The organism is Streptomyces sp. NPDC048644, assembly GCF_043199105.1.
Taxonomy (GTDB): Bacteria; Actinomycetota; Actinomycetes; order Streptomycetales; family Streptomycetaceae; genus Streptomyces.
Genome location: NZ_JBICVO010000006.1, coordinates 433721 through 457463, shown reverse-complemented (window position 1 = coordinate 457463; position 23743 = coordinate 433721). Strand labels below are relative to the sequence as shown.

The following is a 23743-nucleotide window of genomic DNA, read 5'->3' as shown; positions in this document are numbered from 1 at the left end:
CGGTCAACGGCGTTTTCCCTGCGAGCGCTTGGGCGCGGCGGCGACGAAAGGCCCCGCGCCCTTGATGTGCCGGATCCGCGGCGCGCTCTCCATCGTCCGCACCCCGGGCAGCGCCGCGATGCGGCTGGTCAGATACGTGTAGAGGGCGCGGACGTCCCGGCACACCACCGAGGCGAAGAGGTTGTTGGGGCCGGTGGTGGCGCAGGCGAACGCGACCTCCGGGTGCGTCGCCAACGCGGCCCCGGCGGCGGCCAGTTCGGCCGGTGCGACGGACATCCACAGCGCGACCATCACGCCGTAGCCGAAGCGCCGCATGTCGTAGTCGACGTCGAAGTAGAGGACGCCACCGGCCTGGAGTTCGGCGAGCCGGCGGCGCACGGTGGTGGGCGACCAGCCGGTGACCGCGGCCAGTTCGGCGGGCGGCGTACGGCCGTCCCGGGCGAGCACATCGAGCATCCGGCGGTCGGCGGCGCCGAGCGTGACCGGGACGGGACCGGGATCCCTGCCGGGCTGCGGCGTCGCGTCCCGGCCCGGGACGGGGGCGGGCGGGCCCGGCACGGATGCGGGATCCGCGGGCGGCTGTGTCCCGCCGAGCCGGGCGATCTGCTCGGCGGTCAGCTCTCCCGCCTTGTTGACCAGGCTCTGGGCGCCGCCGTAGAACTCGTGGAGCAGGCAGTGGGCGGTGACGCCGACCACGCTCGGGGTGCGCGGCAGCTTCTCCAGCAGCAGCGCGTCGCTGTGCTCGCTGTCCGCCGCCCGGCACACCGCGGCGATCTCCGTCCCGCCGGACGTCAGGCTCACCCAGGTGGTGTCCGACCTGCGGGCCAGCGCCTCGGCCACCGGCACCGCCGCGTCCGGGGCGCACTGCACCCGGATCAGCCACTCCACCTCGCCGAGCGTCGCCGGGTCGGTCAGGCCCAGTACCTTGAGCGTGCCGGCCGTACGGTGCCGGGTGTAGCGCCGGGCTACGGTCTGGTCGGAGACTCCCAGGACCGCGGCGATACGGCTGAAGGGCGCCCGTCCGTCGAGCTGCAACGCGTGGATGAGCTGACGGTCGAAGGCGTCGTACCTGTCGGATATCACCATTCGACACTACTCCGTGTCGGATTGCGCCACTGCCGGCGAACTGGCTGGGAGATCCGCCCCCACAGGACGGATTGTGGGCGACGCACCGACCACGGGCACCGGAGACCGGACCCGATGGGGCACAGCCCACGGCCGCACTCCGCGGCCTGATCGCACGGCCCGATCCCGCGGCCTGCACGACACCTGGATCCGCCACCGGACACCCCTGGCCGGATCCCACCCGACACCACGGCCGCCAGTACCGGCCCGACCACAACGGAGGACTCTCATGCACCACGCGGCGGATCGGGGGAACGCGGCGGTCGCCCCCGCCGCGGACGGCGGTGGCCCGGCGGGCCACCGGCCCGTGGCGCGCGGCAAGTGGTGGCCCCTGGTCGCCATCACCCTCGGCAACTTCATGCTGCTCGTCGACGTCACGATCGTGAACACCGCGCTGCCGCGGATGGCCGACGGTCTCGGCGCGTCCTTCACCTCGCTCCAGTGGGTGATGGACATCTACGCGCTGGCGCTCGCCGCACTGCTGATGGTCGCGGGATCGGCCGCCGACCTCTTCGGCAGGCGCCGCCTGTACCTGGCGGGCCTCGCGCTCTTCGCCCTCTCCTCGCTCGCCTGCGGTCTCGCCCCCGACGCGGGCACCCTGATCGCCGCGCGAGCGGTCCAGGGTCTCGGCGCCGCCGCGATGTTCGCCACCAACACCCCGCTGCTGATGGCCCATTACCAGGGCAGGGACCGCGGCGTGGCCTTCGGGATCTGGGGCGGCACGAGCGGCGCGGCGGCGGCCGTCGGGCCCGTACTGGGCGGCCTGCTGACCGAGTACACGGACTGGCGGGCGATCTTCCTCGTCAACCTGCCGCTGACGGCCGTCGCGGTGTGGATCACGATGCGCCACGTGCGCGAGTCGCACGGCGACCGCACGGCCAGGATCGACTGGGCGGGCGCCACCTCCTTCACGGTGTGCGCGGGTGCGCTGATGTACGGGCTGATCCGCGGCGGCGAGCACGGCTGGACGGAGTCCGGAACGCTCGCCTCGCTGGTGGTCGCCGCCCTGGCACTGATCGTGTTCGTCGCCGTGGAGCGGCGGATGCGGCAGCCGTTGCTGGATCTGCGGCTGCTGCGCCGGCCGTCGTTCGCGGTGCTGATGCTGGCGGCCCTGCTGCTCCAGGCAGCGGCCTTCCCGTACCTGACGTACGTGGGGCTGTGGACGCAGAACATCCTCGGTCTGAGCCCGGTCGCCGCGGGCCTCGCGGTGACGCCGATGGCCCTGATGTCGCTGCTCATCGGCGCGCTCGGGGGCCGTCGGCTGGCCCAGCTCGCGCCGCAGATACCCATCGGCTGCGGCCTGTTGCTCACCGGCGCGGGCGGGCTGCTGCACGCGCTGCTCCTCAACGGCAACACCGACGCCGGCTGGGCGACGCTGACCCCCGGGCTCGCGGTGAGCGGCCTCGGCATCGGCATGGCGATGCCGGTCCTGGTCTCGGCGGCGCTCGGCGCAGCACCCCCGCAGCGGGCGGGCATGGCGAGCGGTGCCGTCAACACCTTCCGTCAGCTCGGCTACGCCATCGGCATCGCCGTCCTGGGCACGGTCTTCGCCACCGCGCTGCGCGACGCGGCACCGGGCGCCGCGGCCGGCGGGCACGGCGGCGGCAAGGCGGTCGGCGCCGCGTACGTCTCCGGTCTGACGGACATCACCCTGCTCTCGGGTGTCGTCGCCGTGGTGACCGGCCTGCTGGTCCTGGCGGTCGTGCGCCGCTCGGACGCCGGTGCCGCTGCGCCGTCCGCACCCGCCGCCGGGAAGTCCGCGCCGCAGGGCGAGAGCGAAGAAAGCGGCCAGGGCACCACCCCGGCCACGGCCGGGATCGGGGCCGGCCCGAGCGGGGAGTAACCGAGCCCGAGCAGGGCGGCACCAGGGACGACGTACGACCGTGCGTCGTCCCTGATGGCCGTTCCGGTGCCGCCACCGCGGCCCGCCGTCTGACACCCATCGCCTGATCACTCTCCGTAAACGCGCGAGCGCACCGTGCGGTTCCCGCCCGCTCCCGCGACTTCCGGACCGGTGAGCCCGGCGAGCCCGTCCGGTATCCGTGTACCCTGAAAACATCCAGTTGTAGGATGACCGGTCAACCGGGCACATGGAGGCGGGAAGCGGATGGCGCTACAGGCGGCGGGACGGCAGTCCCTGGTGGACACGGTCGTCGAGGCGCTGCGCGCACAGCTCACCGCGGGCGAGTGGAAGGTCGGGGCCCGCATCCCCACCGAGCACGCACTCGCCGAACAGCTCCAGGTCGGCCGCAACACCGTCCGTGAGGCGGTACGGGTGCTCGTGCACGCCGGGATGCTGCGGTCACGGCAGGGCGAGGGCACGTTCGTGGTGTCCACCGCCGACCCGGGCGACATCATGCGCGGGGTCCAGCGGGCCGGCATCCGTGACGTGCTCGAACTGCGGATCGCGCTGGAGGCGGAGGCCGCCAGGCTGGCCGCCGTCCGCCACGAACCCGCCGACCTGGAACGGATGCGCGCCGCCCTGGACGCGCAGGCCACCCTGGAAGTCACCCCGGGTCACCCGGCGTCCGACAGCCTGGAGCTGTACGCCGATCACGACATCGCCTTCCACAAAGCCGTGGTCGAGGCGGCCCACAACACCGCGCTGACGGCGACCTACGGCTGGTTCAGCAGCTCGGTGCGCGAGGCGCTGGTCACCGCGCTCGACGACCACGAGATCCCGAAGATCGTGCACGGCGACCACCACGCCGTCATGGAGGCCATCGCCTCGGGCGACCCGGAGGCCGCCGAGCGGGCCACCCGCGCACTTCTGGACAAGCCGAAACAGGCCGTGGAAGCCCTGCTCGCCGCCCGCTGACACACCCCACTCACCCCTTTTCCTTTTCCCGCCGCCCGGCGATGGGCGCCGCCGCAGCTCATCGGCGCGCCGACCGCCCGCGCACACCCCACGATTGGCGAGGTAACGCACCCATGTCAGCCATCAGACCCGACGCACCCTTGATCGACGCCGAGGAGGACCTGACCGCGGCACCGCAGGTCACCGCGGCCCGCCGCCGGCTCCGGGCGCACCCGGCGCTCCTGCTGGCCGGCATCGTCCTCGCCTCGCTCAACATGCGGGCGGCGCTGGCCGGTGTCTCGCCGCTGCTCAGCGAGATCGGCGGCCACTTCCACCTGGCCGCCACCGCCAGCAGCCTGGTCACGACCATCCCGCTGGTCTTCATGGGCCTCGGCTCGATCATCGCGCCGCGGCTCGCCCGCCGTTGGGGCACCGAAGCGGTGCTGTGCGGCGCGCTGGTCCTGCTGTGCGGCGGCATCGTGCTGCGCATCGCACCGCCGGTCGTCGCGCTGTTCGTCGGCTGCGCGGTGGTCGGCACCGCGATAGCCCTGCTGAACGTCCTGATGCCGGGGCTGATCAAGCGGGACTTCCCGGAGAAGGCCGCGGGCATGACCGCGCTCTACTCCACCGCGATGATCATGGGCGCCACCGTGTCGGCCGCCACCGCGGTCCCCCTGGAGAACGCGCTCGGCAGCTGGCAGGGCTCGCTGGCCTCCTGGGCGCTGCTGGCCGCCGTCGCCGCACTCCTCTGGATCCCGCAGGCGGTCATCGCCCGCCGCGGCACCCACCACGGTGAGTCCGCGGCGACCCCCGCGCACACCGCCGAGACCGGCCCCCGGCTGGGCCGTTCGCCGCTGGCCTGGCAGGTCACGCTGTTCATGGGGTCGCAGTCCCTGATCGCGTACGTGATGATCGCCTGGCTGCCGACGCTCTTCACCGACCACGGGATGGGCAAGAGCCAGGCGGGCCTGGTCTTCGCGTTCAGCACGCTGGTGCAGATGGCCGGTTCGTTCGTGGTGCCGATGCTCGCCGGGCGGATGCGGCGCCAGCGGCTGCTGGGTGTGGCCGTCTCCGCGCTGATGGCGTGCGGTGTCGTCGGGCTCCTGGTGGCGCCGGTGGCGGGCGCGTGGCTGTGGGCCGTGCTCCTCGGTATCGGGCAGGGCGGCGCGCTGGGCCTGGCGCTGACGATGATGGTGCTGCGCTCCGGTGACGCGCACACCGCCGCCCGCCTCTCGGGCATGGCGCAGACCGGCGGTTACCTCCTGGCGGCGGTGGGCCCGCTGATCCTCGGCGCGGTCCACCAGCTCACCGACGGCTGGACCGTCCCGCTCGCCCTGCTGCTGGTCGTGTGCGCCGGGCTCGCCCTCCTGGGCATGGGCGCGGGCCGTGACCGCCGGATCGGGTCGGCTGCCTGACGACGCGACGGTGCGACGGTGCGGCCCGTGAGCCGGCGCCCCCGGCCCGCGGACGGCTGACGGGCCTACGGCGGCACCGGCTCACGGGCCTACCGGCATACAGGGTCACCGGCCTACGGGTCACCGGCTCACGCGTCGCGCAGGGAAGTGGCCGGTACGAGCGGCGATCCTCCGGGGGCCCGCTCCCCTTCGGGGCTCCTGGAGGCCGCGTCGAGGGTGACGGCGCGCAGCGTGGCGCGGTGGACGGCGCGGGCCAGCCGGGCGCCCCAGAGCGAGCGGGGCCCCGCGAACTCCTCGGCCGGTTCGCCCGGTTGAGGCGCGCGGGCCGCGACGCACACCGCGTCGGTCGGCGTGCCCGACGCGTCGCAGCCGTACTCCAGGAGGGCCTGCACCTTGGCCTCGGTGGCGGTGGCGACGGCGTTCACCAGGGCCGCTTCGGACAGCGGCACCGGCAGCGCGACGAGGGTGTTGATGGTGCCTGGCCCGGGGTGCGGGAGCGACCGCGCGGGCGGCACCGCGGCCCATCCGGAGACCCCCACACCGGCCGTGACCAGCGCTTCCGCCCCGTCGTCCAGGGCGTGCGAGCGGGTGCCGAGCACATCGGCCGCGGTCATCAGACCGACGCCCGCCCCCGCCCCGCCCGGGTCCGCCCGTGCGCCCGCGGCGATCTCCGCGAGGTGCGCCGCCGGGTCGCGGCGCGTATAGCCGTGCCCCACCTGGGCGTTGAGCACCCAGGAACGCGTGCCGATGCCGCCGCCGAGCACCGCGCTGGAGATCATGCGCCAGCCGGGACCTGCCCGCCACAGCAGCGCGGGCAGCGCGCCCGCGCCGTGCGCGTCGCGGTGCTGCACGGTCTCGGTCGTGATCAACGCTCTCGGGGGTGTCACCCCGCAACCCTACGGACCGGCCGCCGGCGCCCCCTCGGCGCACCGGAAGCCGCCCCTGCCGGTACGTACCGGCAGGGGCGCCGCGGCGGCGTGGTCGAATTGTTCGGTGGACACCAGTGAAGGACAGGCCAGGCCACCGCGCCGCATCCGCAACCCCCAGCGCACCCGCCAGGCGATCGTCGACGCGCTGCTGAGCGCCGTCGAGGAGGGCCAGATCTCCCCGACCGCCCGGAGCATCGCCCAGCGGGCCGGGGTGTCGGAGCGCAGCGTCTTCGTGCACTTCCAGGACCTCGACGACATCCGCCTGGCGGTCGCGCGACAGCAGGCCGAGCGGGTCTCGAAGCTGGTCTCGCCGGTGCCGCAGGACTGGCCGCTGGAGAAGCGCCTGGACGCGCTGCTGGCCCAGCAGGAAGAGGTGTTCGCGCTCCAGGCGCGGGTCAGGATCGTCGCCCTCGTCCACGCCCAGCAGTCCCCGGCGGTCGCCTCGATCCTGGCGGAGATGAACCAGAAGTTCCGGGCCCGGCTGGCCGCGGTCTTCGCACCGGAACTGGCGGCTGCGGACGAGGCGGCGGGCGCCGAACTCCTCGACATCCTGGAGTCGGTGCTCGGCTGGGCCTTCAGGTACCACCTGTCGGAACAGCGCGGCGCGGACCGCGCGCGCGTCTCCCGGGCGGCGCGCCGTACGGTCCTCGCGGTGCTGCGCGAGGAGGGCTGAGGCGCCGGGTGCCCGCCCTACCCCGTCACCCGGATCACGGCTGCCGGGCAGACCGCGGCGGCCTCGCGGACGGCGTCGTGCTCACCGGCGGGCGGCTCGGAGTCGAGGAGGACGACGATGCCGTCCTCCTCACGCTGGTCGAAGACCTCGGGGGCGAGCAGCACGCACTGTCCTGCGCCGCAGCACTTGTCCTCGTCGACGGTGATCTGCATGGGGGGCTCCTGTTCTGGGGGACGGGTACCGGGCGGCCGGGGCGCGGCTACCAACGGCTACCAGGTGACCGGCAGCGTGTGGCAGCCGTAGATGGCCATGTCGGTGCGGAACGGGATCGCGTCGAGCGGTACGGCCGGGCGCATCGTGGGGAAGCGGCGCAACAACGTGCCGATGACGACCTGGAGTTCGGCGCGGGCCAGGGCCTGGCCGAGGCACTGGTGGATGCCGTAGCCGAAGGCGACGTGGCGTTGGGCGTGGGCGCGGGACACGTCGAGGGTGTCGGGGTCGCCGAACATCTCCGGGTCGCGGTTGGCGGACGGCAGCGCGCACACCACGCCCTCGCCCGCCCTGAGCAGCCGGCCGCCGATCTCGACGTCCTCCAGGACGGCGCGGCGCGGACCGCTGCGGATGATGCTGTGGAAGCGCAGCAGTTCCTCGACGGCTCCGGGGAGCAGCGCGGGATCCCGGCGCAGCCGCTCGGCGGTAGCGGGATCTCGCATCAGCGTCAGCGCGCTGAGCCCTATCATGTTCGCGGTGGTCTCGTGGCCCGCCACCAGCAAGATGCCGGCGAATCCGATCAGTTCACGGTGCGTCAGTTTTCCGTCCGCCTGCTGCTCGACGATCAGGCGGCTGAGAATGTCGTCGGCCGGGGCCTGCTCCTTGGCCGTCACCAGGGAGTCGAGATAGGCCACCAGATCCCGGCGGGCCGCGCCGGTCTCCCCGGCGGTGGCCGTGCGGGACAGCAGCGTGGCGGTGAGGCGCTGGAAGAGCGGGTGGTCCTCTTCGGGCACCCCCAGCAGCAGGCCGATGACCAACGAGGGCAGCGGCAGCGCCAGGGCATGTACCAGGTCGACGGGGTGTGCGGACCGCTCGGTGGCGGCCATCGCGTCGCACAGCTCGTCGGTCAGCTGCTGTATCCGCGGGCGCAGCGCGTCGATCCGCTTGACCATGAACTCCCGGGTCACCATGCGGCGCATCCGGGTGTGCTCGGGCGGATCCATCCGGATGAAGGTGCCGCCCTCGGCTGCGGCGCCGCCGGCCATCCCGTCGCGCGGGAATCCGGGCCTTGACGGGTCGGAGCTGAAGCGCGCGTGGTCGCCGAGCACCGCGCGGATGTCGGCGTAACGGGTGAGCAGCCAGGCCCAGTTGCCGTCGGCGAGGGAAATCCTGGACACCGGGGTCTCGGTCCGCAGCCGGGCGAACTCGGCGGGCGGGTCGAACGGGCAGCCACGCGGCGGCTCGACGGGCAGCGGCGGGAGGGTGGTGATGTCCACGGGGACATCCACGGGGGTGCCTGCGGGAACGTCTGCGAGGGCATCTGCGGCGGAGGTCATGTCGACTCCTTGGTTTCGGTTCGGCGGGCCCCGGGCGGGGCGGGGAGTGCGGGCGGTGGCCCGTTACGGCGCGGGCTCGGGCGGTCCGGCGGGGTCTGCGGGCCGGTCTTCCGGGCGGCGCAGCCTGCGCCACGTCAGCCAGCCGCAGACCGCGGTGGCCGGCTTGCCGAGCAGCACGTTGGCGACGCCGAGCAGCATGACGTTGTCCGCGCGGTAGAGCGGCAGCCAGATGGCCAGGTGGGCGCACCACAGGGCGAGCCACAGGGCCGTGATCTGCCAATGGAGGCGGCGCCTGCGGGGGTCGGACCGCCAGTCCTGCCGCTCGGCGCGCAGGAGCCGGGCCAGTGGGCCGCTCAGCGGGCGGCCGATCAGCAGCGACCCCGCGAACAGGGCCGCGAGCACCACGTTGAGCAGCAGCTCGGGCAGGAAGAAGGCCCGTCCGTCGCCGATGTAGAGGGCGAACAGCGCGTGCGCCAGGACGCCGCCGAGCGCAATCGCCACGATCTTCAGCGAGTCGCCGCGCAGCAGACGGACCACGGCGACGGCCCCGCCCCCTAAGAGCGCGCAGACGGCGCCTGTCGCCGGGCCGGCCAGTCCGTTGCCTGCGAGAAAGCAGCCGACCGGCACTGCCGCGTCAACTACGTGACGCAGCCCCGCGGTTGGCATCCGTCGCTGTTCCGGGACGGCATTCGTTCGTGCTGTCATTCCGATGAGTGTGCCACTATTGCAGTAACACTGTAATAAGCGGAGCCTGTCAGCCTCCGCCGGTCCACGCAGACATACGGCCGGCGCCGACCAAGTGGTCGGCGCCGGCCGCGTCATGGGGCCTCACGTGCCCCCGTCCGTCACTCCTCGCCCGCCAGCGTCAGGGATCGCAGCCGGTGCGCCGCGTACCAGGTGGCGCCGACGGTGACGACGACCAGCAGGCCGATGGCGAGCGGCAGTTGCACCTCGGAGGTGAGGGCGCCGTCGGCCGCGACCTTCTGGCCCACCGCGAGCGCCCACTGCTGGACGCTGAGCGTGCGCGCCCCCGCCACCAGGCTGCCGAACAGGGTCTCCCAGACCAGGGCGTAGACCAGCCCGAAGACGACGGCGTGCCGGCTGACCGTGCCGAAGAAGAGGAACAGGGCGCTGTAGGCGACCGAGGCGACGGCCGCAGCCACCGCGTAGGCCACCGCGATCTGCTGGCTGTTGCCGTTCAGGACGAACCCGGCGATCAGTACCGGCACGGCCGAGAACGCCACCGTCACCCCGATCGCGACCAGCAGTTTCGTGAAGATGATCGTCGACCGCCTGACCGGCTTGGCCAGGAGGTAGACCACGGAGCCGTCGTCGATCTCCGGGCCGATCGCGCCCGTACCCGCGATGACGCCGATCAGCGGCACCATCGTGGCCAGCGCGAAGCCGCCCAGGACACCCGTCGCCGTGGAGTCGTCGGCGCCGCTCAGCGCGCGGACCACCAGGGCGATCACGATGAGGAGTGCGGGCAGCGCGAACAGGATCAGCGCACGGCGGCGGCCGAGCAGGGCCCGGTAGGTGAGCCGGGCGACGGTCGGGTGGAACAGCGAGTGCGACGCGGCCGGTGCGTTCATCGGCGGGGCCGTCGGAGAGGTCGTGGACATGCGTCGGGGCTCCTTTCCGGCCTCAGGCCGCTACGAGGTAGGAGAAGACGGATTCCAGCGACTCGTCGGACGGCGAGACCGCCAGCAGGCGGATGCCGTGCTCCCGCGCGACGCGTGGCAGGAGTGCGGTGAACCGGGGGAAGTCGACGGCCTGGACGCGCAGTACGCCCTCGGCGATGTCCACCTCGATACCGGCCGTCGACGGGTCGGCGATCAGCGCGCCGGCCAGCGCACGGTCGTTGTCGGACCGTACGACGTAGCGGTGCGGACGGTCGGTCATCAGCCGGCGGATCTTGCGGAAGTCGCCGGACGCGGCGTGCCGGCCCGCGACCACCACCTCGATGTGCGAGGCGAGTTGCTCGACCTCTTCGAGGATGTGCGAGGAGAACAGGACCGTGCGGCCCTCGTCCCCCATCCGTCGCAGCAGCTCCATCAGCTGCATGCGCTGCCGCGGGTCCATGCCGTTGAACGGCTCGTCGAGCAGCAGCACGGACGGGTCGTGCACCAGCGCCGACGCCATCTTCACCCGCTGCCGCATGCCCTTGCTGTACGTCGAGATCTTGCGGTCCTGGGCGTACTCCATCTCGACGGTGCCCAGCGCCCTGGCCGCATCGGCGCGGCCCAGGCCGTGCAACTCGGCGTTGGCGACCACGAATTCGCGGCCGGTGAGGAAGTCGTACATCGCCTCGCGTTCGGGGACGATGCCGATGTGGCGGTAGCTGCGTTCGTTGCGCCAGACGGTGGTGCCGTCGAGGGTGACCGTGCCGTTGGAGGGGGCGAGGAAGCCGCCCATCATGTTGATGAGGGTGGACTTCCCGGCGCCGTTGGGGCCCAGCAGCCCGGTGACGCCGGGGGCGATGGTCATCGTGATGTCGTTGACCGCGACGACGTTGCCGAACCAGCGGGAGACGTGGTCGATCTGAAGAGTGCTCATGGGCGGGGCCCATTCCTTCGGAGGGTGGCGAGGGGGGCGGGGGCGGGCGACGGGACGTGACTCACAGGCCCGCCTTCCGGTAGCGGCGCATCAGAAGGGCGTAGCAGCCGGCGATGACACCCAGCGTGACGAGGAGGTAGACGTATCCCGCGGCGGTCGACGGCTCCAGGCCGTTGGGGAAGGAGCTGGTGCCGCCGAGGAACTTCGTCTGGACGCCGTCGATGAGGGTGATCGGCGAGAACAGGCCGAGCCAGCCCGCCGCCGCTTCGTTGCCCTGCACGAACGCGATGCCCTGGACGGCGCTCACCGCCCCGTAGGGGATGGTCAGTACGGCGATCACCGCGGCGACGCCGAAGCCGCGGCGCGGGGTCAGCGCGGAGACCACCAGGCCGATGCCGGCGAACAGCAGCGACAGCAGCGCGATCGACACCAGGCCCTGGGCCAGGCCCTTGGTCTGGTCGAGGAAGTCCAGCTTCGCCAGCAGCGCCCCCACGTACAGGATCACCAGGGGGGCGCCGGTGAGCAGGAAGAGCGCGCTCGCCATGGCGGCGAACTTGGCCACGACGTAGTCGACCCGCTCGATGGGGCGCGAGAAGTACAGCGGCACGGTCTTGAAGCGCAGGTCACGGGAGACGGACTGCGGTGCCTGGGCGGCCAGGTAGAGGCCGATGACGGCCTGGACGTAGATCGCGTAGCGGGTGTATCCGACGGGCAGGCTGCTCGCCTTGGTCACGACGGTCACCGCCACCATGATCGCCGCGGGCAGGCACATCACCGCGAAGAGCAGCATCGGCAGCACCTTGGACTTGGCGGAGCGGCCGAGTCCGTAGGCGCCGCGCAGGCTCTGCGAGAACAGTGACCTGCGGGCGTACGCACGGCCCAGGCGCGGGCCGTCGTAGTGGCGGTAGCCGATGTTGTGGATGACGTCGGGCGCGGCGGCGGGCGCCTGCGCGGTGGGCTTCGCGGTGGTCTCACGCGACATCGGGGGCACCTCCTTCCTGGGGGGCGTACGAGACGGCGGGGTCGGGAGCGGCGGCGGTGCGGCCTGCGGGCGCCGCGGTACCGGCCCCGGCCACGGACGCCGCGTCCGCGTCCGCGTCGCGGAAGACCTCGGCGATCCGGTGCCGCCGCTGTTCCATCCGGACCAGCCCGATGCCGAGCCCGGCGACCGTGTCCCGCACCAGGTCGTAGGTCTCGTCGCCGGTCACCTCGACGTGCAGCAGGTGCCCGGAGGCGGCCGAGCCGTCCGTGCCGACGGCCGCCGAGGTCACCGCGGCGCCGGCTGCGGACAGCGCGGCGCGCAACGCCCCGGTGCCGTCGGGGCACGCGTCGGTGTCCGTGACCTCGACCGCCAGCGAGGCGGTGACCTGCGTGAAGTCGTCGGTGGCTGACGAGCGCAGCAGCTTCCCGCCGTCGATGACGACGACGTGGTCGCAGGTGCGCTCCAGCTCGCCCAGGAGGTGGGAGGTCACCAGGACGGAGATGCCGAAGTCCGTGTGGACGCGCCGGATCAGCGCCAGCATCTCGTCCCTGCCGACCGGGTCCAGGCCGTTGGTCGGCTCGTCGAGGAACACCAACTGCGGGTCGTGGACCAGGGCTTGGGCCAGTTTCACCCGCTGCTTCATGCCGGTGGAGTAGCCGCCGATGGGGCGGTAGCGCTCCTCGTACAGGCCGACGTGGCGCAGGGTGTCGGCGGTGCGTTCCCTGGCCGCGGTGGGCGGCAGCCCGGACATCCGCGCCATGTGGACGACGAATTCGGTGGCGGAGACGTCGGGTGGCAAGCAGTCGTGCTCGGGCATGTAGCCGACGCGCTCACGGATCGTGCTGCCGTGCGCGGTCACGTCCATGCCGAGGACGTGCGCGGTCCCCTCGGTGGCCGGAGCCAGGCCGAGCAGGATCTTGATCAGGGTGGACTTTCCGGCGCCGTTGGCACCCACCAGGCCGGTCACGCCGGGGGCGATGTCGACGGACAGCCGGTCCAATGCGGTCACCCGCGGGAACCGCTTGCTCAGGCTTTCGGTCACGATCACAGTCACGTCATCGACCGTAGTGGCGCCCGGCACGCCGGTCGTCAGCCCTGGCGATGGTGTGTCCCTACCTCTCCGGGACGACAGGCCCGTAGGGGATCCCCTCCTTGGGGCGCATCCGGCTCCGGTGACGGCACCCGGACCTGCGCACGGACCGGCGCCCCGAGGCCCGTGCCGCACACCTCTTGACGCAGCCTCCAGTCATTGTCACATTCATCAGTGTCAAGTTACGCGCACGTACCGCAATGATCTGCTGACGGATGGACGGACGGTTGGCGATGGCTGCAGTGACCTCAGTGACCCCGGCGGCAGGCGGCCGGCTCACCCCCGAACTGCGCGGCTTCCGGGACGTCCAGCGTCTCGCCTACGCCTGCGCCGAGGCCGTCGCCGCCCAGCTCAGGCCCGGCGTCACCGAGCGGGATGCGGCCCGGATGCAGCGCGCCTGGCTGCGCGAGCGCGGCGTACGGGACTGGTTCCACCTGCCCTTCGCGTGGTTCGGCGACCGTACGGCCTTCGCCAACTTCCGCATCCCGCTGCAGTTCTTCCCCACCCACCGCGCGCTGGAGCCGGGGATGGCCTTCATCCTCGACCTCGCGCCGGTCCACAACGGCTTCACCGCCGACATCGGCTACTCCGGCTGCCTGGGACTCAATCCCGTGCACGACCGGCTGCTGGCCGACCTGGAGGCACACCGCGAGCTGATCCTGCGCGAGGTCCGCGAACGCCGGCCGCTGCGCGAGATCTACGAAGACGTCGAACGGCTCATGGTGCGCCAGGGGCACACCAACCGGCACCGCGCCTACCCCTTCGGCGTCATCGCCCACAAAATCGACCGGGTCAGGGAACGCCGCTTCGCACCCACCCTCTTCGGGTTCGGCACCCAGTCGCTCAAGAGCCTGGCGAACGACGCGCTGCACGGACACCGCGACGGCTGGTCCCCGCTGTGGAGCCCGTACACCTTCTCCGACCATCCGCCGCAGCCGGGCCTCTGGGCGGTCGAACCGCACCTCGGCTTCCGGGGCACGGGGGCGAAGTTCGAGGAGATCCTCGTGGTGACGGACTCCAAGGACCCGCAGGAAAGCGCCTTTTGGCTCGACGACGATCTGCCGCACGTGCGGCGCTGGCAGGAGGAGAAGGCCGCGTGAACACCGAACGTGGACAGGGGCGTGGGCAGGGGCTCAGGCAGGGGAAGGGTATGGAGAGCGCCGGGGCCCGCGGGGCGGACGGCGGGCTTCCGGGGGCACGGGAGCGCCGGGTGCGTACCGGGGGCGTCGAGCTGTGCGTCGCCGAACTGGGCGATCCGGCGCGGCCCACCGTGATGCTGGTGCACGGCTATCCGGACAGCAAGGAGGTGTGGTCCGAGGTCGCCCGCGGCCTGGCCGACCGCTTCCATGTGGTGCTCTACGACGTCCGGGGCTGCGGCCGTTCCACCGCCCCGCAGCCGCTGCGGGGCGGGTTCACCCTGGAGAAGCTGACGGACGACTTCCTGGCCGTCGCCGACGCCGTCAGCCCGGACCGTCCGGTGCACCTGGTGGGCCACGACTGGGGATCGGTGCAGTCCTGGGAGTTCGCCACGGTCCGGCGCACCGAGGGCCGGATCGCGTCCTTCACCTCGATGTCGGGCCCCTCCCTCGACCACTTCGGCCACTGGATCAAGCAGCGGATGTCACGCCCTTCGCCGCGGCGGGCCGCCCAGCTGCTCGGCCAGGGCATGAAGTCCTGGTACGTCTACATGCTGCACACCCCGGCACTGCCCGAACTGGCCTGGAAGGGCCCGCTCGGCAAGCGCTGGCCCGCCATCCTGGAGCGCTTCGAAAAGGTGCCGGGCGGCGGCTACCCGACCTCGTCGCTGCCCACCGACGCCGCCCACGGCGCCTGGCTCTACCGCGACAACGTCCGGGCCCGGCTGCGCCGCCCGCGCGCCGACGCCTACGCGCACTGCCCCGTCCAGCTCATCACCCCGACCGGCGACATGTTCCTCTCGGAGCGGCTCTACGACGACCTCGACCAGTGGGCACCCCGGCTGACCCGCCGCACCCTGCCGGCCAAGCACTGGGTGCCGCGCACCCGGCCCGACCAACTGGTCTCCTGGGTCACGGAGTTCGTGACCGCCCAGGAGGAGGGCGACCCGGCGAAGGAGGTCGCGGCGCGCGGTCCGCACGCGGACCGCTTCGGCGGCCAGCTGGTGCTGGTGACCGGCGCGGCCAGCGGCATCGGCCGGGCCACGGCGTTCGCGTTCGCCGAGGCCGGCGCCCGGATCATCGCCGTGGACCGGGACGAGGAGGGGGCCACGCGCACCGCCGACATGGCGCGGCTGATCGGCGCCCCGCAGGCGTTCAGCGAGGTCGTCGACGTCTCCGACGCGGCGGCGATGGAGAAGCTCGCCGACAAGGTCGACGCGGAATACGGCACCGTCGACGTCCTGGTGAACAACGCCGGCATCGGCCTGTCCGGGTCCTTCATGGAGACCACGCCCGAGGACTGGAAGAAGGTCCTCGACGTCAATCTCTGGGGCGTCATCCACGGCTGCCGGACCTTCGGCAGGCGGATGGCCGACCGGGGGCAGGGCGGCCACATCGTCAACACCGCGTCGGCCGCGGCGTTCCAGCCCTCCCGGGCCCTTCCCGCGTACAGCACCTCCAAGGCAGCGGTACTGATGCTCAGCGAATGCCTGCGCGCCGAACTGGCCGGGCAGGGCATCGGCGTCTCGGCGATCTGCCCCGGCCTGGTGAACACCGCCATCACCAGCACGTCGCGCTTCACCGGCGTATCGGCGGAAGAGGAGAAGCGCCGCCAGGCCAAGGCCGCCCGCGCGTACGGCATGCGCAACTACCCGCCGGAGAAGGTCGCCGACGCCGTACTGCGCGCGGTGGTCCGCAACCAGGCGGTGGTCCCGGTCACCCCCGAGGCACGCGGCGCCCACCTGCTCTCCCGCTTCGCCCCGCGGGCCCTGCGCGCCATCGCCCGTATCGAGCCGCGCTTGTAGGGGCGGCACCCGGGGGCGGCCTCCCCCCGGCCCTCGGGTGCCGCCCAGCACCTACCAGAAGGCCCATAAAAAGGAAGAAACACCAGGTCAGGAGCGTCGCCACGACAGGAGTCGCGTATGAATACGCCACGACCGGAGGAGCACCACCCCATCGCACCGCGCCGGGTCTCGTTCGACTGGCGCGACACCCCGCTGCACTGGATACCCGACGAGCCCACCGCCACCCATGTCATCAACGTGCTGCACCTGCTGCTGCCCGCCGGTGAACGGTGGTTCGTGAAGGTCTTCAAGGAAGCGCTGCCCCTGGTCCGGGACGAGGACCTGCTCAGGGACGTGAAGGGCTTCATGGGCCAGGAGGCCACCCACAGCGTCCAGCACTCCTACGTCCTGGAGCACCTGGCACACCAGGGTCTCGACACCGGCCCCTACACCCGGCACGTCGACTTCCTCTTCGAAACCCTGCTGGGCGAGCGGGCCCCGTTCGGCGTCCCGGTCCCCGCGCCGGAGTGGCTGCGCTTCCGCCTCGCGCTCGTCGCCGCCATCGAGCAGTTCACCGCCGTACTCGGCTCCTGGGTGCTGGAAGCCGACGGCCTGGACCGCGCGGGCCCCGACCCGGTCATGCTCGATCTGCTGCGCCGGCACGGCGCGGAGGAGGTCGAGCACCGCGCGGTGGCCTTCGACATGTACCAGCACACCGGCGGTGACGATCCGGCCCGCTACCTCAGGCGCCAGCTGGGCATGGCCGTCACGGCGCCCGTCCTGCTCCACCTCTGGGCCTGGGGCGCGGCCTATCTGCTGCGGCACGATCCCCAACTCGCCGCCCGCTCCCGCTATTCGCTGCGGGAACACCACCGTGCCGTGAGGAAGGGGCTGCTGCCCGGCTGGCGCCTGCTGGGAGCGGCGATACCGCGCTACCTCCGCCGGTCGTACCATCCCTCGCAGGAAGGGTCGCTGCGCACGGCCGTCGCCTACCTGGCGTCTTCCCCGGCCGCACGGGCCGCGGCAGGTGCGGTGGGCCGCGCGGCCATCTCGTGAGGAGCACCGTCTTGACCGACCAGCCGCAGCCGGAGTACCGCATCGAGGACCTGGCCCATCTCAGCGGTGCCACGGTCCGGACGATCCGCGCCTACCAGGACCGCGGCCTGCTGCCGCGGCCGGAGCGCAGGGGCCGGGCCAATGTCTACGGCGACGCCCACCTGGCCCGCCTCCGGCAGATCGCTGACCTGCTGGAACGCGGCTACACCCTCGCCAGCATCAAGGAACTTCTTGAGGCGTGGGACGCCGGCCGTGACCTCGGCGGGGTGCTCGGACTCGTGGCCGAGATCGACGGGCCCTGGAGCGACGAGAAGGCATCCCGCATCGGCCGCGCCGACCTGCACACCGCGTTCGGTGGCGTACCGGACGACGCGGCGCTCGCCGAGGCCGTCGAGCTGGGTGTCCTGGAACGCGTCCCTGGCCGGGACGACGAGTTCTTGGTGCCCAGCCCCCAGGAACTCGCCGTCGCCGCCGAACTGCACTCCGCGGGCGTCCCGTTGGCGGCCATCGCCCGTCATCTGCGGGAGGTGCGGGCCGAGGTGGAGCACATCGCCTCGCGCTTCCTGGACTTCACCACCGAGCATGTCTTCCAGCCCTTCCTGGATCACCCGCCGACGGAGGCGGAGGCGGTCGAAGCGGCGGCACTGATCCGCCGGCTGCGCCCGCTGGCCCAGCAGACCATCGATGCCGAACTGGCCCGTGCCATGCGCACCCTCGCCACCCGGCACCTCCGCCACCACCTCGTCGAATCCCTCCCTCCGGCCGCCGCGGACCGGCCCGCGGTCACGGTGGCGGCGCCGTCGGCACGGCGAGAGCTGCCCGGCGGTGAGCGCGCGGCGCCCTCCGGCCCCGCCACCGGCCGGGATCCGGTGGCCCTCCCCGCAGCGACCGTGCGCGCCGTGCGGGATCTGGTGGGGCCGGAGAACACGGCGGAGTTCATCGCAGCCGCCGCCCAGCGCGAGGTCCAGGCCCGCACCATGGACGCCCTGGCCGCACCCGCCACCCGAGGCGCCCGGACCGCCGCCACTGCGAGGACGAAGGCAACGACGGCCGACCTCGACGGCGAAGACGGCTGACCCGGACGGCGGCAGCGGCCGGCCTGAGCCTCACTGTGCAGTTGTCAAAGAACGGTCCATGAGCGCCGACGCGCACCGGAGCGGATCGTCAACTCAATCCTCAACTCACCGGATCGGGCAGCCAGTTGCCGTGGAATCCGTAGGGAACCCGCCGCGGAAGGCGGACCGTCGCCACAGGGTCCGCGGCTACGTCGTCGGCGTCGAGGATCACGAGATCGCTGGTGTCGGTGGCCGCGTCATGGACATAGGTGATCAGCCAGCCGGGGCCGCCGGGAGTGTCGTCCGCCGGCGCGAAGGCCGCCTCCCCCGGAGTGCGGCCCGGACCGAAGTCGTGCCGGACGGCCGATCCGGTCCGCAGGTCGTAGCGGAGCAGCGCACCCGCGGCCGGGCCCGAGTCGGGCAACTCGCACGACGTTGCGTGGCCGAACCTGGCCGGGCCGCCCGCCAGCCGGTCGTCGGCCCGGGGGAACTCGCAGAACTGGTCATCGAGTTGCTCCTCGGCGACCGTGCCCGCGGCGAGGTCGATGGTCCAGCGCCACAGATGGGCGGGGGCGCGACCGCCGAACGTGGCGTACCGGGAGACGTACAGGACGATGCGGTGGTCACCGTCGTCGTGGGCGTTCAGCGCGTGGAAGACATAGCAGGGATCGATGGGCAGCCAGCGGACCTCGCCGAACGGGTCGTCACGGCGCAGCACGCCCAGCCTGGCGCCGTACTCCGGATCCCAGCCGTACGGCAATCCGGGCAGCTTGTGGTCGAAGACGACCGGGAGGTCCATGAACACCACGTGGGATGCGGTGAGATGGAAGTCGTGCATCATCGTGGGCCCCGGTACCTCGACCGGGCGGCTGACCACCAGCTCCCCTGCCGCATCGGCACGGTGATAGGTGAGGAATGGGGGCTTGGGGGCGCCGTACCCGAAGAAATGCAGTTCGCCGGTGGTGGGGCAGGTCTTGGGGTGGGCCGTCATGGCGGTGGTGAGCCGGCCGGCGAAGTCGTGCGGCCCGATGGTCTCCAGCTCATGGCCGGGGCGGCAGTCGACTTCGTAGGGGAATGAGGACTCCACCAGCGCCAGGGTGCGGCCGGCGTGCCGGACGATGTGGGTGTTGGCCAGGCCGGCGGTGCGGTCGAAGCGGCCCTGTTCGTCGACCACCTTCGCGCCGTCGGTGAAGGTGGAGGTGCGGACCCAGCGGTTGCGGTAGGAGACGGCCCGGCCGCCGTCCAGGCGCAGGCCGTGGACCATGCCGTCACCGAGGAACCAGTGCCGCGAGGCGGCCTCCCGCGGATTGGGGCCGTTGCGCAGGTACCAGCCGCTCAGCTCCGGCGGGATGGCGCCGTCGACCGGCAGGTCGTAGCAGGTCAGTTCGTCCGGCACCGGGGCGAAGTTGCCTGCCATGTGGGGTGCGGGGGTGGATGCGGTGGTCATGGCGTCATGCCTCCTGGGGCTGCGGCTGGATACCGGTCTCCCGGGCGAACCGGGCCTGAGCCCGGTCCGGGTACGTAGCGGTGAACCTGATCGGAACGACGAACCCGGAGACCTGGACGAGAATCGAGAAGATCACGCCCAACCCGTAGGCGACGACCGCCAGTTGGGCGAGCGCGGTGAGCGTGAAGGACAGCGCCCACGCCGCGGTGATCACGACGTTGATCCGCCGGAAGAGCGGACTGTCCCAGACCTCGGGCGGCGCCATGCGGCGGGCCATGGCGAGGGTGAACGGGCACCTGACGGCGATCGACAGCCAGGCGATGAGCGCGAGCCAGCCCGTGGACAGCGCGTTGCTGTAGGACTCCAGGCCGCTGTCGGGCCGCGCGAAGGCGAGCACGGTGAGCGCCGCAAAGAACACGATCGTGCCGTACTCCAGCGTGCGGGCGGCCGGTGACCAGCCCGCCGCACGGTCGGCCAGGAGCAGCACGGCGGCGAGCGCGAGTCCGGCGAGCGCACCCCACTGCCAGCCGAACGAGGACGCTCCCGCGAACGCCAGCCACGGCAGAAAGCCTCTCAGGTAGATCATGACCCCCCATTTCTCATGCCGCGGAAATCCCCCCACGCCACATTCCACTTCAGACATGTCGAAGATAGAAGGTGCATCTTTGACATGTCAAGACTGGAAGGTAAAGTGACGGTCATGAGCCTCAGACATGCCGTGCTCGGACTGCTGTCCGAAGCCCCCGCCAGCGGCTACGACTTGATGAAGCTGTTCAACATCTCGCTGGCCGAGGTCTGGCCGGCGACGCAGAGCCAGGTCTACGGCGAGCTGGGCAAGCTCACGACCGCGGGGCTGGTCGAGGTCGCCGCCCACGGCCCGCGCGGCCGTAAGGAATACGCGATCACCGACGACGGCCTGACCGAGCTGCGGCACTGGCTCACCGACGTCGAACCCAACGGCCCCGCCCGCCACGACGGCCTGCTGCGGGTCTTCTTCCTCGGCGTCCTCACCCCGCTCGAAGCCCGCGCCTACCTCCTGAAGATGGGCTCGGACGCCGCTCGGGCACGCGCCCGGTACGAGGAGATCGACCAGCACACGGAGTGGGACGAGGACATGATCTCGGTCTACGGACGGCTCGCCCTGGAGTACGGCCTGCGGATGTCGACGATGCACGAGGAATGGGCGAAGTGGGCTGCGGAGGAGATCGAATCCGCGAAGGCCAGGAAGGCGGGGGAGCGGGTCAGGGACCGGCAGGCGCACAAGGAGTGAGGCACCGCCCGGCCGGGCCCGCACGGCAGCCCGCCGCGGGCCCCACTGGACGCCGCCGGGCAGGCCGGGTGTTCCGGGTCGGCGCCGACGGCGGCCTGCCCGACCGCTTACCGCCGCCGGGCAGGCCGCCCGCCCCTCAAAGGCCCGGCGCGCTCCACACCGGGAACCACCGGCCGAGGTCCTCCTCGATCGTCAGATCGTCCGCGAGCATCGCCCGCACCTGGAGTTCGAGCGGATTGTCCCGCTTCTGGGCGCCGTCGCCCTTCGGCGCGAACGGGTAGAACGTGCCGCGCTTGTAGAGGTAGACGAGCGCGAGACGCTGCCCCCGCTCGTTGCGGAAACCCATCAGCGAGCAGAGCAGCTGAGGCCCGAACCCCGCGCCCTCCAACGCCGAGTTGACCGCGTGCAGGTCATTGACCAGCCCCGCCGCGTCCCCCGGATCGTGCCGCGCCTGCATCCAGGTGTAGCCGTACGCGTCCTGGCTGAATTCGACCGGTGTACCCAGGAGGGCCCGCACCTCGTCCTGGATGCGGGCGAATTCCGCGCCCTCGACGCTGGCGAAACACACCGATCCCAGGCCCGTGGGGGTGAACCCGGCGGCGGCCTGGAGGGTGACCGCCGCGGACGGCAGGGCGAACAGCCGGTCGAGATCGGGGCGTACCGGCTTGCTGCGGCCCAGAAGGGCGTCCAGAAATCCCATGCGGTCCATACTCCTCGCTCGCGGTGGTCCCGGCGCCCGGCACAGGCCGTGCCAGGCGCCGCCGTCCTTCCCGTCCGGCCGTCAGCGGCGCCCAGGGCACCGGACCGCACCGTGGTGCGCCGGCCGCACCGTCACGGCCTGCCCAGCTGCGCCGAGATCCGTCCCAGCTGGTCAAGGCGCTGTTCCAGCGTCGGGTGGGACGACAGCAGCCGGTTGAAGGTCTCCTTGTTGAACGCGGGGGCGAAGAAGAAGGCGTTGAACGGCTGGGACTTGCGCAGGTCGTCGGTCGGGATCCGCGCGATCTGCCCGGTGATCTTCGTCAGCGCGGAGGCCAGGGACGACGGGCGGCCGGTGAGGATCGCGGCGGCCCGGTCCGCTGACAGCTCGCGGTAGCGCGACAGCAGGCGGGTCAGCAGGAAGCTGATGGCGTACACGACCGCGCTGACCGCGGTGACGATGAGGACGGCGACCGCCGCGTTCTGGTCACGGTTGTTGCGTCCGACGCCGCTCCACAGGGCGGCCCGGGTGATGATTCCGGCCAGGACGCCGAGGAACGAGGCGATGGTCATCACCGCGACATCGCGGTGCGCGACGTGCGACAGCTCGTGGGCCAGCACCCCCTCCAGCTCATCGGGTTCCAGCCGCCGCAGCAGTCCCGTCGTGGCGCAGACCATGGAGTTCTTCTGGTTGCGGCCGGTGGCGAACGCGTTCGGCACGTCCGATTCCGCGATGGCCACCCGCGGCTTGGGCATGTCGGCCAGCGCGCAGAGCCGGTCGACGGCGCCGTGCAGCTCGGGCGCCTGCTCGGGGGTCACCTCATGGGCTCCCATGCTGAACGCGGCGATCCGGTCGCTGAACCAGAACTGCGCGATGAACAGGCCGCCCGAGATGACCAGCACCACCACCCACGCGCCCTTGAGCAGCACCACCAGCACCCCGACGACCACGACGTACAGCAGTCCGATGAAGAACATCGTCATGACCATGCGGGAGGTGAGCCCGCGGTCGGGGGCGAAACGGGTCTGTGCCATGGCTCCTCCACACGTCGCGTTCCGCGCACCGTGCGGGCCCGGGGCCGCGCCTTCCCCGGCGCCGGGCCGCACAGTACGCCGCTGCACCGATTCTCCCTCTTCTTTGCTCTATGCGGGATAAAGCCCAGGCCAGCGACGCACCATGAGCCCCGGAGGAAACAGCGGTCCAGGAGGCGGTCAGGCGCCGAGCTGCCCCAGCCCCTCCGCGGCGATCCGTTCAAAGACCGCGACGTCGGCCGCGAACATCGAATCGGCGATCGGCCAGTGCAGCACGATCTCGTCGAAACCCAGCTCGGCATGGGTGCCGGCGAAGTCCACGAACGCGTCGAACGAGTCCAGCGGCCGGTCGGGGGTGAACCCCGTCAGCAGGATCTTCCGCAGCTCACCGGGGTCACGGCCGACGTCGGCGCACGCCTTGCCCAGGCGTTCCACCTGGCCTCGCAGGGCCGCAACCGACTGCTCCGGCGTCCCCTCCGCGTACAGCTTCGGATCACCGGTGGTCACCCACGCCTGGCCGTGCCGGGCGGCCAGCTTCAGACCGCGCGGCCCGGTGGCCGCCACCGCGAACGGCAGCCGCGGCCGTTGCACACACCCGGGGATGTTGCGGACCTCGTGCGCGGAGTAGTGCTCGCCCTCGTACGAGACGACGTCCTGCGTCAGCAGCCGGTCGAGGAGGGTGACGAACTCGCCGAAGTGGTCGGCCCGCTCCCGCGGCGTCCACGGGTTCTGGCCGAGCGCGGTGGCGTCGAAGCCGTTCCCGCCGGCGCCGATGCCCAGCGTGACGCGTCCTTCGCTGATGTCGTCGAGCGAGATCAACTCCTTGGCGAGGGTGACCGGGTGGCGGAAATTCGGCGAGGTGACGAGGGTGCCGAGGCGCAGCCGGGAGGTCGCGGCGGCGGCTGCCGTCAGCGTCGGAATCGCGCCGAACCACGCCTGGTCGCGAAAGCTCCGCCAGGAGAGGTGGTCGTAGGTGTACGCGGTGTGGAAGCCCAGCTCCTCGGCGTGCTGCCACACCTCCTTTCCGCCGTCGGACCAACGGCGAACGGGGAGGATCACGGTGCTCAGTCGCATACCCCCGAGCCTACGGCCGCCGCCCGATCACCCACAGGGCGCCGGAAGGACCGCCCCGCCGACCGGCCCCGGCGTCCGC

23 protein-coding genes are annotated in these 23743 nt (G+C 72.1%); 9 read left to right on the top strand and 14 right to left on the bottom strand.

Annotated elements, in window-relative coordinates:
- Window positions 1-3: 3 nt before the first annotated feature.
- Complete coding sequence (locus ACGFNI_RS17125) at window positions 4-1086, bottom strand: Lrp/AsnC family transcriptional regulator (protein ID WP_393684521.1); 1083 nt, start codon at window positions 1084-1086, stop codon at window positions 4-6.
- Window positions 1087-1354: 268 nt separating this feature from the next.
- Between ACGFNI_RS17125 and ACGFNI_RS17120 the strand changes: the two genes are divergently transcribed.
- The 3 genes from ACGFNI_RS17120 to ACGFNI_RS17110 all read left to right on the top strand — a co-directional run bounded on the left by ACGFNI_RS17120 (window position 1355) and on the right by ACGFNI_RS17110 (window position 5337).
- Complete coding sequence (locus ACGFNI_RS17120) at window positions 1355-2968, top strand: MFS transporter (RefSeq protein ID WP_393684519.1); 1614 nt, start codon at window positions 1355-1357, stop codon at window positions 2966-2968.
- Window positions 2969-3232: 264 nt separating this feature from the next.
- The gene (locus ACGFNI_RS17115; RefSeq protein ID WP_393684518.1) at window positions 3233-3943 is read left to right on the top strand and encodes a FadR/GntR family transcriptional regulator; all 711 of its coding nucleotides are present in this window, start codon (window positions 3233-3235) and stop codon (window positions 3941-3943) included.
- A gap of 113 nt (window positions 3944-4056) precedes the next feature.
- Window positions 4057-5337 carry a CynX/NimT family MFS transporter gene (locus ACGFNI_RS17110; protein ID WP_393684516.1) on the top strand — a complete coding sequence of 427 codons (1281 nt, stop codon included), beginning with the start codon at window positions 4057-4059 and terminating at the stop codon, window positions 5335-5337.
- A gap of 128 nt (window positions 5338-5465) precedes the next feature.
- Here the strand turns inward: ACGFNI_RS17110 and ACGFNI_RS17105 are convergent, their stop codons facing one another.
- Complete coding sequence (locus ACGFNI_RS17105) at window positions 5466-6206, bottom strand: adenosylcobinamide amidohydrolase (RefSeq protein ID WP_393684659.1); 741 nt, start codon at window positions 6204-6206, stop codon at window positions 5466-5468.
- Window positions 6207-6330: 124 nt separating this feature from the next.
- Here ACGFNI_RS17105 and ACGFNI_RS17100 point away from each other — a divergent pair, with 124 nt between their 5' ends.
- Window positions 6331-6939: a TetR/AcrR family transcriptional regulator gene (locus ACGFNI_RS17100; protein ID WP_393684515.1), complete on the top strand. Its 609-nt coding sequence runs from the start codon at window positions 6331-6333 to the stop codon at window positions 6937-6939.
- 17 nt (window positions 6940-6956) lie between these two features.
- Here the strand turns inward: ACGFNI_RS17100 and ACGFNI_RS17095 are convergent, their stop codons facing one another.
- From ACGFNI_RS17095 to ACGFNI_RS17065, 7 genes are all read right to left on the bottom strand, one after another.
- A complete protein-coding gene (locus ACGFNI_RS17095) occupies window positions 6957-7151 on the bottom strand; it encodes a ferredoxin (protein WP_393684514.1) in 195 nt (64 codons plus the stop codon).
- A gap of 57 nt (window positions 7152-7208) precedes the next feature.
- On the bottom strand, window positions 7209-8486 hold the full coding sequence (locus ACGFNI_RS17090; protein WP_393684512.1) for a cytochrome P450: 1278 nt from the start codon (window positions 8484-8486) through the stop codon (window positions 7209-7211).
- Between the two features lie 63 nt (window positions 8487-8549).
- Complete coding sequence (locus tag ACGFNI_RS17085) at window positions 8550-9191, bottom strand: DUF3159 domain-containing protein (RefSeq protein ID WP_393684510.1); 642 nt, start codon at window positions 9189-9191, stop codon at window positions 8550-8552.
- Window positions 9192-9331: 140 nt separating this feature from the next.
- On the bottom strand, window positions 9332-10051 hold the full coding sequence (locus ACGFNI_RS17080; RefSeq protein ID WP_393684657.1) for an ABC transporter permease subunit: 720 nt from the start codon (window positions 10049-10051) through the stop codon (window positions 9332-9334).
- 79 nt (window positions 10052-10130) lie between these two features.
- The gene (locus ACGFNI_RS17075) at window positions 10131-11042 is read right to left on the bottom strand and encodes an ABC transporter ATP-binding protein (RefSeq protein ID WP_393684508.1); all 912 of its coding nucleotides are present in this window, start codon (window positions 11040-11042) and stop codon (window positions 10131-10133) included.
- A 61-nt stretch (window positions 11043-11103) separates the two neighbouring features.
- Window positions 11104-12024, bottom strand: coding sequence for an ABC transporter permease (locus ACGFNI_RS17070; protein WP_393684507.1), 921 nt, complete (start codon window positions 12022-12024; stop codon window positions 11104-11106).
- Entirely contained in the window at window positions 12014-13105 is a 1092-nt protein-coding gene (locus ACGFNI_RS17065; protein WP_393684505.1) for an ABC transporter ATP-binding protein, read from the bottom strand. Before ACGFNI_RS17065 ends, ACGFNI_RS17070 begins: the two co-directional genes overlap by 11 nt.
- A gap of 242 nt (window positions 13106-13347) precedes the next feature.
- Here ACGFNI_RS17065 and ACGFNI_RS17060 point away from each other — a divergent pair, with 242 nt between their 5' ends.
- The 4 genes from ACGFNI_RS17060 (at window position 13348) to ACGFNI_RS17045 (ending at window position 18166) form a co-directional block, all read left to right on the top strand.
- Window positions 13348-14214 carry a M24 family metallopeptidase gene (locus tag ACGFNI_RS17060; RefSeq protein WP_393684504.1) on the top strand — a complete coding sequence of 289 codons (867 nt, stop codon included), beginning with the start codon at window positions 13348-13350 and terminating at the stop codon, window positions 14212-14214.
- A gap of 50 nt (window positions 14215-14264) precedes the next feature.
- Window positions 14265-16055, top strand: coding sequence for an SDR family oxidoreductase (locus ACGFNI_RS17055; RefSeq protein ID WP_393684502.1), 1791 nt, complete (start codon window positions 14265-14267; stop codon window positions 16053-16055).
- A gap of 117 nt (window positions 16056-16172) precedes the next feature.
- Window positions 16173-17090, top strand: a complete 918-nt coding sequence (locus ACGFNI_RS17050) for a metal-dependent hydrolase (protein ID WP_393684501.1) — start codon at window positions 16173-16175, stop codon at window positions 17088-17090.
- Between the two features lie 11 nt (window positions 17091-17101).
- Entirely contained in the window at window positions 17102-18166 is a 1065-nt protein-coding gene (locus ACGFNI_RS17045) for a MerR family transcriptional regulator (RefSeq protein WP_393684500.1), read from the top strand.
- Window positions 18167-18266: 100 nt separating this feature from the next.
- Here the strand turns inward: ACGFNI_RS17045 and ACGFNI_RS17040 are convergent, their stop codons facing one another.
- Complete coding sequence (locus ACGFNI_RS17040; protein WP_393684498.1) at window positions 18267-19592, bottom strand: carotenoid oxygenase family protein; 1326 nt, start codon at window positions 19590-19592, stop codon at window positions 18267-18269.
- Window positions 19593-19596: 4 nt separating this feature from the next.
- Window positions 19597-20178, bottom strand: coding sequence for a hypothetical protein (locus ACGFNI_RS17035; RefSeq protein ID WP_393684496.1), 582 nt, complete (start codon window positions 20176-20178; stop codon window positions 19597-19599).
- Window positions 20179-20292: 114 nt separating this feature from the next.
- On the opposite strand from ACGFNI_RS17035, the gene ACGFNI_RS17030 reads away from it, so the two are divergent.
- Window positions 20293-20862, top strand: a complete 570-nt coding sequence (locus ACGFNI_RS17030) for a PadR family transcriptional regulator (protein WP_393684494.1) — start codon at window positions 20293-20295, stop codon at window positions 20860-20862.
- Between the two features lie 136 nt (window positions 20863-20998).
- Here ACGFNI_RS17030 and ACGFNI_RS17025 read toward each other — a convergent pair whose 3' ends face one another.
- The 3 genes from ACGFNI_RS17025 to ACGFNI_RS17015 form a co-directional block, all read right to left on the bottom strand.
- Window positions 20999-21562 (bottom strand): hypothetical protein, encoded by a 564-nt coding sequence (locus ACGFNI_RS17025; RefSeq protein ID WP_393684493.1) that lies wholly within the window; start codon window positions 21560-21562, stop codon window positions 20999-21001.
- 131 nt (window positions 21563-21693) lie between these two features.
- Window positions 21694-22593, bottom strand: a complete 900-nt coding sequence (gene htpX, locus ACGFNI_RS17020) for a zinc metalloprotease HtpX (protein ID WP_393684491.1) — start codon at window positions 22591-22593, stop codon at window positions 21694-21696.
- Window positions 22594-22770: 177 nt separating this feature from the next.
- Window positions 22771-23664 (bottom strand): LLM class flavin-dependent oxidoreductase, encoded by an 894-nt coding sequence (locus tag ACGFNI_RS17015; protein WP_393684490.1) that lies wholly within the window; start codon window positions 23662-23664, stop codon window positions 22771-22773.
- Window positions 23665-23743: the final 79 nt, after the last annotated feature.

What these genes read in the sequence shown, in the direction of transcription:
- ACGFNI_RS17120 (WP_393684519.1), top strand. Translation starts at nt 1,355, where the DNA reads ATGCACCACGCGGCGGATCGGGGGAACGCGGCGGTCGCCCCCGCCGCG.
- ACGFNI_RS17025 (WP_393684493.1), bottom strand. Translation starts at nt 21,562, where the DNA reads ATGGGATTTCTGGACGCCCTTCTGGGCCGCAGCAAGCCGGTACGCCCC.
- ACGFNI_RS17090 (WP_393684512.1), bottom strand. Translation starts at nt 8,486, where the DNA reads ATGACCTCCGCCGCAGATGCCCTCGCAGACGTTCCCGCAGGCACCCCC.
- ACGFNI_RS17050 (WP_393684501.1), top strand. Translation starts at nt 16,173, where the DNA reads ATGAATACGCCACGACCGGAGGAGCACCACCCCATCGCACCGCGCCGG.
- ACGFNI_RS17075 (WP_393684508.1), bottom strand. Translation starts at nt 11,042, where the DNA reads ATGAGCACTCTTCAGATCGACCACGTCTCCCGCTGGTTCGGCAACGTC.
- ACGFNI_RS17095 (WP_393684514.1), bottom strand. Translation starts at nt 7,151, where the DNA reads ATGCAGATCACCGTCGACGAGGACAAGTGCTGCGGCGCAGGACAGTGC.
- ACGFNI_RS17040 (WP_393684498.1), bottom strand. Translation starts at nt 19,592, where the DNA reads ATGACCACCGCATCCACCCCCGCACCCCACATGGCAGGCAACTTCGCC.
- ACGFNI_RS17015 (WP_393684490.1), bottom strand. Translation starts at nt 23,664, where the DNA reads ATGCGACTGAGCACCGTGATCCTCCCCGTTCGCCGTTGGTCCGACGGC.
- ACGFNI_RS17115 (WP_393684518.1), top strand. Translation starts at nt 3,233, where the DNA reads ATGGCGCTACAGGCGGCGGGACGGCAGTCCCTGGTGGACACGGTCGTC.
- ACGFNI_RS17035 (WP_393684496.1), bottom strand. Translation starts at nt 20,178, where the DNA reads ATGATCTACCTGAGAGGCTTTCTGCCGTGGCTGGCGTTCGCGGGAGCG.
- ACGFNI_RS17060 (WP_393684504.1), top strand. Translation starts at nt 13,348, where the DNA reads ATGGCTGCAGTGACCTCAGTGACCCCGGCGGCAGGCGGCCGGCTCACC.
- ACGFNI_RS17030 (WP_393684494.1), top strand. Translation starts at nt 20,293, where the DNA reads ATGAGCCTCAGACATGCCGTGCTCGGACTGCTGTCCGAAGCCCCCGCC.
- htpX (WP_393684491.1), bottom strand. Translation starts at nt 22,593, where the DNA reads ATGGCACAGACCCGTTTCGCCCCCGACCGCGGGCTCACCTCCCGCATG.
- ACGFNI_RS17070 (WP_393684507.1), bottom strand. Translation starts at nt 12,024, where the DNA reads ATGTCGCGTGAGACCACCGCGAAGCCCACCGCGCAGGCGCCCGCCGCC.
- ACGFNI_RS17125 (WP_393684521.1), bottom strand. Translation starts at nt 1,086, where the DNA reads ATGGTGATATCCGACAGGTACGACGCCTTCGACCGTCAGCTCATCCAC.
- ACGFNI_RS17110 (WP_393684516.1), top strand. Translation starts at nt 4,057, where the DNA reads ATGTCAGCCATCAGACCCGACGCACCCTTGATCGACGCCGAGGAGGAC.
- ACGFNI_RS17085 (WP_393684510.1), bottom strand. Translation starts at nt 9,191, where the DNA reads ATGACAGCACGAACGAATGCCGTCCCGGAACAGCGACGGATGCCAACC.
- ACGFNI_RS17055 (WP_393684502.1), top strand. Translation starts at nt 14,265, where the DNA reads ATGGAGAGCGCCGGGGCCCGCGGGGCGGACGGCGGGCTTCCGGGGGCA.